Source organism: Pseudomonas sp. ANT_H4, assembly GCF_008369295.1.
In the GTDB taxonomy this organism is placed as follows: Bacteria; Pseudomonadota; Gammaproteobacteria; order Pseudomonadales; family Pseudomonadaceae; genus Aquipseudomonas.
The window spans coordinates 52500-65830 of sequence record NZ_VOBG01000015.1 but is presented as its reverse complement, the minus strand read 5'-3'; the positions used below and the strand labels follow the sequence as shown (position 1 = coordinate 65830).

Genomic DNA, 13331 nt, shown 5'->3' with positions numbered 1-13331 from the left:
CCTGCTGGGTCATGCCACATTTATCTGCGATTCGACCATCGTAGCCGCAGCCACTCCAAGTCTTCAGGCCGGGTCACTTTGATATTGTCCGAGCGCCCTTCGATCAAGCGCGGCGCCTGGCCGGACCATTCCATGGCCGAAGCTTCATCGGTGATCACGGCATCGGCCACCAGGCTGTCAGCCAAAGCCCGATGCAAGGCGCCCAGGCGAAACATCTGCGGCGTATAGGCTTGCCAGATCAGGCTGCGATCAACGGTCTCTACCACTCGCCCGTGCTTATCGACACGTTTGAGGGTGTCGCGAGCAGGTACCGCCAGCAAACCGCCTACAGGATCATTCGCCAGTTCCGACAATAGTTTGTCCAGGTCATCGCGACTCAAATTCGGCCGTGCCGCATCGTGCACCAACACCCAATCGTCATCACCGGCACCCTGGGCATGTAGGTGCAGCAACGCGTTAAGCACCGAACCCGAACGCTCTTCACCGCCATCCACCCGCGCAATACGCGGATCACCGGCACACGGCAGAGCCGGCCAATAAGGATCATCAACAGCGAGACTGACCACCAGCCCCTTAAGGTCAGGATGATCGAGAAAACAGCCGAGGCTGTGTTCGAGAATAGTGCGCCCGCCCAGTTGCAAGTATTGCTTGGGACGGTCCGCGGCCATACGGGCACCAACGCCCGCGGCAGGAATCACGGCCCAGAAGGCCGGTAAACAGTGGTTCATTGGGCCAACTGGTAGAGGGTTTCGCCCTCCTTGACCATGCCCAATTCATGACGAGCCCGTTCTTCTACGGTCTCCATGCCTTTTTTCAACTCAAGCACTTCGGCATCGAGCACACGGTTGCGCTCCAGCAACACCTCGTTTTCGGCGTGCTGTGCGGCAATTTGCTGGGTCAGGTCGGTTACCTGCGCCAGGCTGCCATTCCCCACCCATAGGCGGTACTGCAGGCCAGCCAGGAGCAAGAGCAAGACGAGGAACAACCAATTGGGACTGCGCATCGAATATCGGGTTTCCAGTGAAAAAAGACAGCCATGCAAAAACTTTTGAAGTAACTGATAGCACGAAGCCTGGAAAAACCAGGCTTACGCTTGATAGCCATGAGATTAGCGTCGAAATTCACGCTGTCGTGATTTTTCCGACGCAATCTGCTGACTTTTTACCATTTAACAATCAGCCGCGAAACTCGCTACGACCGTTGTACTTGGCTTTGGCGCCCAACTGCTCTTCGATACGAAGCAATTGGTTGTACTTGGAAACGCGATCGGAACGGCACAGGGAACCGGTCTTGATCTGGCCCGCCGAGGTACCCACGGCCAGGTCGGCAATGGTCGAGTCCTCAGTTTCGCCGGAGCGGTGGGAGATCACAGCAGTGTAACCAGCCGCCTTGGCCATCTGGATGGCTTCCAGGGTTTCGGTCAAGGTGCCGATCTGGTTGAACTTGATCAGGATCGAGTTCGCGATCTTTTTGTCGATGCCTTCTTTCAGGATCTTGGTGTTGGTCACGAACAAGTCGTCGCCCACCAGTTGGACTTTCTCGCCGATCTTGTCGGTGAGGATTTTCCAGCCGTCCCAATCGGACTCGTCCAGGCCATCTTCAATGGAGATGATCGGGTAGCGTTCGCTCAAGCCTTTGAGGTAGTCAGCAAAACCTTCGGAGTTGAACACCTGGCCTTCGCCGGACAGGTTGTACTTGCCGTCTTCGTAGAATTCGCTGGCAGCGCAGTCCAAGGCCAAGGTCACGTCGGTGCCCAGCTTGTAGCCGGCGTTGGCCACGGCTTCGGAGATCACTTTCAGTGCATCTTCGTTGGATGCCAGGTTCGGCGCGAAACCACCTTCGTCACCAACAGCAGTGCTCAGGCCACGAGCCTTCAGCACAGCCTTGAGGTGATGAAAAATCTCGGTACCCATGCGCAGGCCTTCGGAGAAGGTCTTGGCGCCAACCGGCTGCACCATGAATTCCTGGATGTCGACGTTGTTATCGGCGTGCTCGCCACCGTTGATGATGTTCATCATCGGTACCGGCATCGAGTAGACGCCCGGTGTACCGTTGAGGTTGGCGATGTGCGCGTACAGCGGCAGGTCCTGATCCTGTGCAGCGGCCTTGGCAGCAGCCAGGGATACGGCGAGGATCGCGTTGGCGCCCAGACTGCCTTTGTTTTCGGTACCGTCGAGCTTGATCATCGCGTGATCGAGGGCTTTCTGGTCCAGCGGGTCCTTGCCCAGCAACAGGTCACGGATCGGACCGTTGATGTTGGCTACAGCCTTGAGTACACCCTTGCCCAGGTAACGGCTCTTGTCGCCATCACGCAGTTCCAGTGCTTCACGGGAACCGGTGGAAGCACCGGACGGCGCGCAGGCGCTGCCGATGATGCCGTTATCGAGAAGCACGTCGGCTTCGACGGTGGGGTTGCCACGGGAGTCGAGAACTTCACGACCTTTGATGTCGACGATTTTTGCCATTGTTGTAAACACTCCAAAGTTGACGAAAACGACGCAGCTGAAGGAAATCTTTTGACCGACCGCAAGGGTGGAACAACGGGGCAGACTTGCAGACGACAAGACTCAGGCCCGAGGGCCTGAGCATTTAGCGTGGGATACTTTACCGGAGAAATCGGCTTTACGCGGTCTCTACCGTCGGAAAACTCTTGACCAGTTCGTCCAACTGCTTGAGCTGGGCCAGAAATGGCTCCAGTTTGTCCAGGCGCAGGGCACACGGACCATCGCACTTGGCGTTGTCCGGGTCCGGGTGGGCTTCCAGGAACAGACCAGCCAGGGACTGGCTGATGCCGGCCTTGGCCAGATCCAATACCTGGGCACGACGCCCGCCAGCGGAATCGGAGCGACCGCCGGGCATTTGCAGCGCGTGGGTCACGTCGAAGAACACTGGGTATTCGAACTGTTTCATGATGCCAAAACCGAGCATGTCCACCACGAGGTTGTTGTAGCCGAAGCTGGAACCGCGCTCGCAGAGGATCAACTGGTCATTACCCGCTTCCACGCACTTGCTCAGGATGTGTTTCATTTCTTGGGGCGCGAGGAACTGGGCTTTCTTGATATTGATCACAGCGCCAGTCTTGGCCATCGCGACCACGAGGTCGGTCTGGCGCGACAGGAAGGCCGGCAACTGGATGATGTCGCACACCTCGGCGACCACGGCGGCCTGTTCAGACTCGTGGACGTCGGTGATGATCGGCACGCCGAAAGCTTGCTTGATGTCCTGGAAGATCCGCATGCCTTCTTCAAGGCCAGGGCCGCGATAGGAGGTCACAGACGAACGGTTGGCCTTGTCGAAGCTGGCCTTGAACACGTAAGGGATACCCAGTTTCTGGGTGACCTTGACGTACTCTTCACAGACCTTCATCGCCATATCGCGGCTTTCCAGCACGTTCATGCCGCCGAACAGCACCATTGGCTTGTCGTTGGCAATCTCGATGTCGCCTACGCGAATGATCTTCTGGGCCATCAGGTTTACGCCTTCTTCTGATGTTGCGTCAGTGCAGCTTTGACGAAGCCGCTGAACAACGGGTGACCGTCACGAGGTGTCGAGGTGAACTCTGGGTGGAACTGGCAAGCGACGAACCATGGATGATCTGGCGCTTCGACCACTTCAACCAATGCGCCATCACCGGAGCGACCGGAAACTTTCAGGCCAGCGTCCAGGATCTGTGGCAGCAGCTTGTTGTTCACTTCGTAACGGTGACGGTGACGCTCGACGATCACGTCCTTGCCGTAGCAATCGTGCACCAGCGAGCCTGATTCCAGCAGGCAATCCTGCGCGCCAAGGCGCATGGTGCCGCCCATGTCGGAGGTTTCGGTACGGGTCTCAACAGCGCCGGTGGCATCTTCCCATTCGGTGATCAAACCGACGACCGGGTGGCCGCTGGCGCGATCGAACTCGGTGGAGTTGGCGTCTTTCCAGCCCATCACGTTACGGGCGAACTCAATGACCGCCACTTGCATGCCCAGGCAGATACCCAGGTAAGGCACCTTGTTTTCCCGAGCGTATTGAACGGCAGTGATCTTGCCTTCCACGCCACGCAGACCGAAGCCGCCCGGCACCAGGATAGCATCGACGCCTTCCAGCAACGCGGTGCCCTGGTTCTCGATGTCTTCGGAATCGATATAGCGCAGGTTGACCTTGGTGCGGTTGCTGATGCCTGCATGGCTCATCGCTTCGATCAGCGACTTGTAGGCATCCAGCAGTTCCATGTACTTGCCGACCATGGCAATGGTGACTTCATGCTCAGGGTTGAGCTTGGCGTCAACCACGGCTTCCCACTCGGACAGATCGGCGCCGCCACATTGCAGGCCGAAACGTTCGACGACAAAATCATCCAGGCCCTGAGCGTGCAGGATGCCCGGGATCTTGTAGATGGTGTCGGCGTCTTCCAGGGCAATCACCGCACGCTCTTCAACGTTGGTGAACTGGGCGATCTTGCGACGCGAAGCGATATCGATCGCGTGGTCGGAGCGGCACACCAGCACATCTGGCTGCAGGCCGATGGAACGCAGTTCCTTGACCGAGTGCTGGGTAGGCTTGGTTTTGGTTTCGCCGGCGGTGGCGATATACGGCACCAGGGTCAGGTGCATCAGCATCGCGCGCTTGGCGCCGACTTCGAAACGCAACTGGCGGATGGCTTCAAGGAACGGTTGGGACTCGATGTCGCCCACGGTGCCGCCGATCTCGACCATGGCCACGTCGGCATCGCCAGCGCCCTTGATGATGCGGCGCTTGATTTCGTCGGTGATGTGCGGGATCACCTGGATGGTTGCACCCAGGTAGTCACCACGGCGCTCCTTGCGCAGCACGTGCTCGTAGACACGGCCGGTGGTGAAGTTGTTGTTCTGGGTCATAGTCGTGCGGATGAACCGCTCGTAGTGACCCAGGTCCAGGTCGGTCTCGGCGCCGTCGTGGGTGACGAACACTTCACCGTGCTGGAACGGGCTCATGGTGCCCGGATCGACGTTAATGTACGGGTCCAGCTTGAGCATGGTGACCTTAAGTCCCCGCGCCTCCAGGATGGCCGCCAATGAAGCGGAGGCAATGCCTTTCCCCAATGAAGAAACAACACCGCCCGTGACGAATATGTAGCGCGTCATGAAAAACCCTAGAAGTCTGCGTTAAAGCGGTCCGAGCCGCCGGGGAAAGCGAAGGAAGGCCGAAGCCCCCGATCACCTGCATTAATCACAGTGCATCTTTCAAAAAAACCGCCGCGTTATGACAGACCGGCAATGGAACACCGGTACGTTGATCGCTACACATTTTTTGGAATCGCCCAGCAAAGACTGCTTGGTAATCGGCAACTGCTGCGATTCAGGCGAATCCACAGAAGTTGTATCAAGAAGGGAGCGTAGTCTACCGGAAAGGGGCTATCAGCTCAAACCTTGATCGCGTGTTGCAGGTATCCAATGTAATTCCCAGTCGCCACGGGCACTTGCCGCCAGTCCAGGCAGGTTCGGCAGGGCCAATAATTGCTCGTCGCGGTACAGCAGCGGCAATCTGCCACGGACAAAGCCCGGCACCCCGCTTTCGTTAAGCAAACGCTTAAGGTCGCGGTGACCTCGACCTGGCACTTCCATGACTTCGCCGCCCTGGCGGTAGCGTATGTGCAGTGGGCCTTTGGGCGCAGTGCCGCTAAAATACAGATGACCATTACCGGGTAACTGTAGTGGATTTTCAGGGTGTGACCAGCTCGCCGGAGCGTCAGAAAAATCCGACCAGCCGGCAGGCAACCACCAGATACGCCCGCCAGCCCGATGCAACTGGCCGTCTGCCAGGCGCCACAGAGGCTGGGCGTCTGCCGCAGCATCACGCAACGCACTCCAGCCAGCCCAGTGATCACTGTCGGGCAAACGGCTCAGCGGTGTCAGCCAGTGTCGCAAGGCGTTGCGCTGACGGGCCTCGGAAAGCATGGTAAGCGGTTCAAGGGCCAGGGATGGCAGTGCCAGCCAGGGGAATATCGAGGGCTGGCTGGCGGCCTGTAAGTCCATCAGTGCCAATTCATCGAGCAAACCCTGGGCCTCGCTCAGATGCTCGGCGCTGCGGGCCATAGTGCTGACAGCCTTAGGCCAGCGCTCGGTCAGCAGCGGGAGCACGTGATGGCGCAGGTAGTTGCGCGAGAAGCTCGGGTCGGCGTTGGTCGGGTCTTCGACCCAGGTTAACTGCTGCTCGTGAGCGTAGGCTTCCAATTCGATGCGCGACGTATCTAGCAGCGGCCGCAGCAGGTAGCCATCACCCAACGGACGCTGCACAGGCATAGCCGCCAGCCCGCGCACGCCCGCCCCACGCAATAATCGAAACAACAGGGTTTCGGCCTGATCGTTGCGGTGTTGGCCCGTGAGCAGCAGCTCTCCTGCCCTGGTCACTTGGCCGAGCGCCTGATACCGCGCCTCACGGGCCGCACGCTCCAGACTTGCGCCAGGCTGCACTTTTACGCGGATGACCTGCAGTGGCACGCCCAGCGTGTCGCACAAGGCCTGGCAATGAGCCGGCCAAGCATCGGCCGCAGCTTGCAGCCCATGATGGACATGGATAGCACTGAGTGGCGGGAGGTTTTCGGTCTTGGCCAGCGTAGCCAGAAGGTGCAGCAGGACGGTGGAGTCGAGGCCACCGGAGAAAGCGATGTGCCAAGCCGGGGCATTGCGCCAGGGGGCTAGTGCTTGCAGGAGCTTGGCGGGAAGATCCGGCTTGAAAGGTTTCATCGAGTACCGTCCGAGCAGAATCACCCTCGAAACTTATAGCGATCAAATGTGGGAGCCAGGCAAGTCCGGCTCCCACATTAGTTCTTCATTGTCTGTCAGATCGGTGATCGATCAGAGACCGTAGCTCATCAGTCGCTCGTAACGGCGGGCCAGCAGTGCGTCATTGTCGAACTTCTTGAGCATCGACAGCTGTGCGCTCAGTTCGGCACGGATCGAAGCGGCCACGGCCGCCGGATCGCGATGGGCGCCGCCCAATGGCTCGGTGATGACTTTATCAACGATACCCAGACCTTTCAGGCGCTCGGCGGTGATACCCATCGCTTCCGCGGCATCCGGCGCTTTCTCGGCGGTTTTCCACAGGATCGAGGCACAACCTTCCGGCGAAATCACCGCGTAGGTCGAATATTGCAGCATGTTCAGTTGATCGCACACGCCAATGGCCAGTGCACCGCCGGAACCACCTTCACCGATCACGGTGGCGATGATCGGGGTTTTCAGTCGTGCCATGACCCGAAGGTTCCAGGCAATCGCTTCGCTCTGGTTGCGCTCTTCGGCGTCGATGCCTGGGTAGGCACCTGGGGTGTCGATAAAGGTCAGGATCGGCATTTTGAAGCGTTCTGCCATTTCCATCAGGCGGCAGGCCTTGCGGTAGCCTTCCGGGCGGGGCATGCCGAAGTTGCGGCGAACCTTCTCGCGCACTTCACGGCCTTTCTGGTGACCAATCACCATCACTGGCTGGTCGTCCAGGCGAGCGATACCGCCAACAATGGCAGCGTCGTCAGAGAAGTGACGATCGCCATGCAGCTCATCGAACTCGGTGAAGATGTGGTCGATGTAGTCCAGGGTGTACGGACGGCGCGGGTGCCGGGCCAGGCGCGCGATCTGCCAACTAGTCAGCTTGCCGAAGATGTCTTCGGTGAGCGTGTTGCTCTTGTCTTGCAGGCGGGAGATTTCATCGCCTATGTTCAGCGAATTGTCATTGCCGACCAGGCGCAGTTCTTCGATCTTGGCTTGCAGGTCAGCGATCGGCTGTTCGAAATCAAGAAAATTCGGGTTCATAAGCGTCCGTCTTGGGTCGACGGCCAAGGGGTGCCTGGCCAGCCGATTGTCTATTCGCGCCCTACCTTAAGGGAGAGGCGCGTTTAGGTCGAGATTAAATATTGGGTCGAGGTCAGGGCGCTTGCTCTTCATGGCAAAGAAGCCCCATGACCGTCAACGGTATTGGAGGAAGACGTTGTCACGCCCAAACTGGTCACGCAATGCTTGAATCAAGCCGTCTGCCGGGTCAATTCGCCAGGTCTCGCCAAACTGCAGCATGGCCTTTGCATCGCTGCCGGTGTACTCCATGGTCACTGGGCATGCGCCACGATGACGCTTGAGCAAGTCCCCCAACCAGCGTAGTTGATCACCTTTAAGCGCTTCAGTCCGCACTTTCAGGCGCAGGCTTTCGGCCAGGTTGGTGCGCGCATCTTCCATGCTCATCACCCGCTTGATCCGCAGGCGCAAGCCACCGGAAAAGTCATCGTTGCTGACCTCCCCTTCCACCACCACCATGGCGTCGGTCTGCAACAGCGATTGGGCAGAGTGGAATGCGTCGGCAAACAAGGAAGCCTCGATTCGGCCAGAACGGTCGTCGAGGGTGATAAAGCCCATCTTGTCACCCTTTTTGTTCTTCATCACCCGCAGGGCGATGATCATCCCCGCGACGGTCTGGGTATCCCGCACAGGCTTCAGGTCGATGATGCGCTGGCGAGCGAAACGGCGAATTTCCCCTTCGTACTCGTCAATCGGGTGACCGGTAAGGTACAGGCCCAGGGTGTCCTTCTCGCCCTTGAGGCGCTCCTTGAGGGTCAGGTCCTTGGCTTTGCGGTGATTGACATAGACATCGGCGTCTTCTTCGACGAACAGGCCGCCAAACAGGTCGGCATGGCCACTGTCGTGGGTGCGGGCGGTTTGTTCGGCGGCCTTGATCGCCTCTTCCATTGCGGTCAGCAAGACTGCACGGTTGCGGTCGATATTGGCCTGGTAAGCCTTCGGCTCGTCATGAAAGTAAGGACCGAGACGATCCAGCGCACCACTACGAATCAAACCGTCGAGGGTGCGCTTGTTGATCCGCTTGAGGTCGACCCGCGCGCAGAAGTCGAACAGGTCCTTGAACGGCCCATCCTGACGCGCTTCAGTAATCGCCTCCACCGGGCCTTCGCCCACACCCTTGATCGCGCCAAGGCCATAAATGATGCGGCCTTCGTCATTTACCGTGAACTTGAACTCGGAGGTGTTCACGTCCGGCGCATCGAGGCGCAGCTTCATGCTCCGCACTTCCTCGATCAAGGTCACGACCTTGTCGGTGTTGTGCATATCGGCAGACAGTACTGCCGCCATGAACGGCGCCGGATAGTGAGTTTTCAGCCAGGCGGTCTGGTACGAGACCAGACCGTAAGCCGCGGAGTGGGATTTGTTGAAGCCGTAACCGGCGAATTTCTCCACCAGGTCGAAGATGTTACCGGCCAGCTCAGCCTCAATGTTGTTGGCCGTGCAACCTTCAATGAACCCGCCGCGCTGCTTGGCCATTTCCTCGGGCTTTTTCTTACCCATGGCACGACGCAGCATGTCGGCGCCGCCGAGTGTGTAGCCGGCCATGACCTGAGCAATCTGCATCACCTGTTCCTGATACAGGATAATGCCGTAGGTTGGCGCCAATACTGGTTTGAGGCCTTCGTACTGGTAATCGGAGTGCGGGTAGGCGAGTTCGGCGCGACCGTGCTTACGGTTGATGAAGTCATCCACCATGCCTGATTGCAGCGGGCCCGGACGGAATAGGGCCACCAGTGCGATCAAGTCTTCCAGGCAGTCGGGCTTGAGCTTTTTGATCAGCTCCTTCATGCCGCGTGATTCCAGCTGGAACACCGCCGTGGTTTCGGCCTTTTGCAGCAACTGGTAGGTCGGCTTGTCGTCCAGCGGAATAAAGGCAATATCCAGCGGCGGCTCGTCGATCTTGGCGCGCTCGCGGTTGATGGTCTTCAGCGCCCAATCGATGATCGTCAAGGTCCGCAGGCCGAGGAAGTCGAACTTCACCAGGCCGGCCGCCTCCACGTCATCCTTGTCGAACTGGGTGACCAGGCCGCCGCCTTCTTCATCGCAATAGATCGGCGAAAAGTCGGTCAACTTGGTCGGCGCGATCACCACACCGCCGGCGTGTTTACCGACGTTACGCACCACACCTTCGAGCTTGCGGGCCATGTCCCAGATTTCCGCCGCTTCTTCATCGATCTTGATGAAGTCCCGCAGGATTTCCTCCTGCTCGTAGGCTTTTTCCAGGGTCATGCCGACTTCGAAAGGGATCATCTTCGACAGGCGGTCAGCCAGGCCGTAGGACTTGCCCTGCACCCGAGCCACGTCACGGATTACCGCTTTCGCCGCCATGGAACCGAAGGTGATGATCTGGCTTACGGCGTTGCGGCCATACTTCTCGGCCACGTACTCGATGACCCGGTCGCGACCGTCCATGCAGAAGTCGACGTCGAAGTCGGGCATCGATACCCGTTCCGGGTTCAGGAACCGTTCGAACAGCAGGTCATATTCCAGCGGGTCAAGGTCGGTGATCTTCTGCACATAGGCCACCAGCGACCCGGCACCCGACCCACGACCTGGGCCAACCGGGACGCCATTGCTTTTGGCCCACTGGATAAAGTCCATTACGATCAGGAAGTAACCGGGGAATCCCATCTGGATAATGATATCCAGCTCGAAATTCAGTCGATCGACATAGACCTGGCGCTTGGCCTCGTAGTCTTCGGTGGTGTCCCTGGGCATCAGAACGCTCAGACGATCTTCCAGCCCGTCGAAAGAAACCTTGCGGAAGTACTCGTCGATGGTCAGGCCATCGGGAATCGGAAAGTTGGGCAGGAAGTGCTTGCCCAGCTTCACTTCAATATTGCAGCGCTTGGCGATCTCGACGGAGTTTTCCAGCGCCTCGGGCAAGTCGCTGAACAGCTCGGCCATTTCATCGGCGCTTTTGAGGTACTGCTCTTCGCTGTAGTTTTTCGAGCGGCGCGGATCGTCCAGCGCACGGCCTTCACCGATGCAGACGCGGGTTTCGTGAGCCTCGTAGTCTTCCTTCTTGATAAAGCGCACGTCGTTGGTCGCTACAAGCGGCGCGCCGATTTTCTCGGCCAGGGCCACGGCGGCGTGCAACTGTTCCTCATCGTTGGGGCGGTTGGTGCGCTGGATTTCCAGGTAGAAGCGGTTGGGAAAAACCTCCATCCACTCACGGGCGAGGACTTCAGCCTCGTGAGGATTGCCACCCAAGAGGGCGATGCCGATTTCACCCTCTTTGGCTGCCGAGAGCATGATCAGCCCTTCGCTGGCTTCGGCCACCCACTCGCGCTCGATGATGATCGAGCCGTTGCGCTGCCCATCGATAAAGCCACGGGAAATCAGCTCAGTAAGGTTGCGATAACCGGCGCCGTTCATCGCCAACAGGCTGATGCGGCTCAGGGGGTTATCCGGATCTTTGTTGGACAGCCACAGGTCAGCACCGCAGATCGGCTTGATGCCGGCGCCCATGGCGGCCTTGTAGAACTTGACCAGGGAACACATGTTGTTCTGATCGGTAACCGCAACAGCCGGCATGTTCATGCCCACTAGGGTTTTGACCAGCGGTTTGATCCGTACCAGGCCGTCGACCAGGGAGTATTCAGTGTGCAGGCGTAGGTGAACGAATGAAGCCGGCATAGTGATCCTGTACAAAACGTGAAAACAACAAGGCCCGGAAATCCGGCATTTAAAGCTACTGCGCTTGGTACGCTTTAAAGGCCGGATTGTACCGGGCCTTGGCAAAAACATCAGCCTGCTGCTAGATCTCGATCAGGCTTTCCCGCGCCGCATAAGCCTGGCGCACCGGGGCAAACGAGCGACGGTGAATCGGGGTCGGACCCAGACGAGCCAAAGCTTCCAGATGAACGGGCGTCGGATAGCCTTTGTGCCCGCCAATGCCGTAGCCGGGGTAGATCAATTCGAAAGCAGCCATTTCACGGTCGCGGCTGACCTTGGCCAGGATCGATGCAGCGGCAATTGCCGGGACCTTGCTATCGCCCTTGACCACGGCCTCGGCCGGCATCGACAGTTTCGGGCAGCGGTTGCCGTCGATCATCGCCAGCTTTGGCGCGATGTGCAGCCCTTCTACGGCGCGCTGCATGGCGAGCATCGTAGCGTGGAGGATGTTCAGTTCATCGATTTCTTCGACTTCGGCCCGGGCGATATGCCAGCTCAGGGCTTTCTCGCAAATCTCGTCGTAGAGTTTTTCACGACGGGCTTCGGTGAGCTTCTTCGAATCGTTGAGGCCGATAATCGGCCGGGTCGGGTCGAGAATCACCGCAGCCGTGACAACTGCACCACAGAGGGGGCCGCGACCGACCTCATCGACACCGGCCACCAATTCATGAGCTTCGGCGACCAGGCTGAAATCCAGGCCAATTTGCGTCTTCATAGGGCTTCCTGTGTGTGGCCGATCAAGGTCAGGACCGCATCGGCGGCCTGGTTTGACGCATCACGGCGCAAGGTCCGGTGAATCTCGTCAAAACCACGGGTTTGCTCTTCGCCGCCGTCAATCAAAGGGAGCAACGTCTGCGCCAAGGCTTCAGCCGTTGCATCGTCCTGCAACAACTCGGGCACCAGCAGACGCTGGGCCAGCAAGTTGGGCAAGGAGATATACGGGCTTTTGACCATGCGCTTGAGAATCCAATAAGTCAGCGGCGCCAGGCGATAAGCCACAACCATGGGGCGCTTGTAGAGCAAGGCCTCCAGGGTGGCGGTGCCGGAAGCGATCAACACGGCATCGCAAGCGGCCAAGGCCAGGTGCGAACCGCCGTCGAGCAGGCTCAACGGCAAGTTGCGCCCCACCAGCAATTCTTCAATTTGCGCACGACGCTCAGGGCTGGCGCACGGCAATACGAACCGCACACCCGGCTTCAAGGCTTGCAGACGTTCGGCGGCATCAAAAAACAGCGCACCAAGGCGGCCGACTTCACCACCGCGGCTACCCGGCATCAAGGCCACCAGCGGACCCTCCGGCAAGCCCAGTTCGGCGCGGGCGGCGGCACGGTCAGCCTGAAGCGGGATGGTGTCGGCCAGGGTATGACCGACGAAACGCACCGGCACGCCCTTCTCTTCGTAGAACCTGGCCTCGAACGGCAGCAGGGTCAGCATCAGGTCGCAGCCTTCGCGGATCTTCAGCACGCGCTTCTGCCGCCATGCCCACACAGACGGGCTGACGTAGTGCACAGTCTTGATCCCGGCCTGACGCAACTTGAGTTCGATATTGAGGGTGAAGTCCGGTGCATCGATGCCGATAAAGACGTCGGGGTTTTCTTCGATCAGGGTCTGGATCAGCTTTTTACGGCGAGCCAGTAGCTCACGCAAACGTCCCAGCACCTCTACCAGCCCCATCACCGAAAGGCGTTCCATGGGGAAATAGGAGGTTAGCCCTTCGGCCTGCATCAGTGGGCCGCCGACGCCCAGAAATTCAACCGCCGGATGCTGGGCCTTGAGGGCCCGCATTAGACCTGCACCGAGAATATCGCCGGAAGCTTCTCCGGCGACCAGCGCTATACGCAACTTGGCCAT

Annotated in this window: 10 protein-coding genes; all 10 read right to left on the bottom strand. The window is 58.9% G+C overall.

The window, feature by feature from the left end; all coding sequences use genetic code 11:
• Positions 1-20: 20 nt before the first annotated feature.
• Positions 21-728 carry a 2-C-methyl-D-erythritol 4-phosphate cytidylyltransferase gene (gene ispD / locus FQ182_RS19055; RefSeq protein ID WP_149413010.1) on the bottom strand — a complete coding sequence of 236 codons (708 nt, stop codon included), beginning with the start codon at positions 726-728 and terminating at the stop codon, positions 21-23.
• Positions 725-1003, bottom strand: a complete 279-nt coding sequence (ftsB, locus tag FQ182_RS19050) for a cell division protein FtsB (RefSeq protein WP_029297251.1) — start codon at positions 1001-1003, stop codon at positions 725-727. The genes ispD and ftsB overlap by 4 nt, the downstream gene beginning before the upstream one ends.
• Positions 1004-1175: 172 nt before the next feature.
• Positions 1176-2465, bottom strand: a complete 1290-nt coding sequence (eno, locus tag FQ182_RS19045) for a phosphopyruvate hydratase (protein ID WP_149413009.1) — start codon at positions 2463-2465, stop codon at positions 1176-1178.
• Between the two features lie 157 nt (positions 2466-2622).
• On the bottom strand, positions 2623-3468 hold the full coding sequence (gene kdsA / locus FQ182_RS19040; protein ID WP_133099403.1) for a 3-deoxy-8-phosphooctulonate synthase: 846 nt from the start codon (positions 3466-3468) through the stop codon (positions 2623-2625).
• Between the two features lie 5 nt (positions 3469-3473).
• Positions 3474-5105, bottom strand: a complete 1632-nt coding sequence (locus FQ182_RS19035; RefSeq protein WP_149413008.1) for a CTP synthase — start codon at positions 5103-5105, stop codon at positions 3474-3476.
• 273 nt (positions 5106-5378) lie between these two features.
• A complete protein-coding gene (tilS, locus tag FQ182_RS19030) occupies positions 5379-6707 on the bottom strand; it encodes a tRNA lysidine(34) synthetase TilS (protein ID WP_149413007.1) in 1329 nt (442 codons plus the stop codon).
• Between the two features lie 111 nt (positions 6708-6818).
• Entirely contained in the window at positions 6819-7766 is a 948-nt protein-coding gene (locus tag FQ182_RS19025; protein ID WP_149413006.1) for an acetyl-CoA carboxylase carboxyltransferase subunit alpha, read from the bottom strand.
• A 153-nt stretch (positions 7767-7919) separates the two neighbouring features.
• Entirely contained in the window at positions 7920-11441 is a 3522-nt protein-coding gene (gene dnaE / locus FQ182_RS19020) for a DNA polymerase III subunit alpha (RefSeq protein WP_149413005.1), read from the bottom strand.
• 121 nt (positions 11442-11562) lie between these two features.
• The gene (gene rnhB / locus FQ182_RS19015) at positions 11563-12195 is read right to left on the bottom strand and encodes a ribonuclease HII (RefSeq protein ID WP_149413004.1); all 633 of its coding nucleotides are present in this window, start codon (positions 12193-12195) and stop codon (positions 11563-11565) included.
• Positions 12192-13331 carry a lipid-A-disaccharide synthase gene (lpxB, locus tag FQ182_RS19010; protein ID WP_149413003.1) on the bottom strand — a complete coding sequence of 380 codons (1140 nt, stop codon included), beginning with the start codon at positions 13329-13331 and terminating at the stop codon, positions 12192-12194. Before lpxB ends, rnhB begins: the two co-directional genes overlap by 4 nt.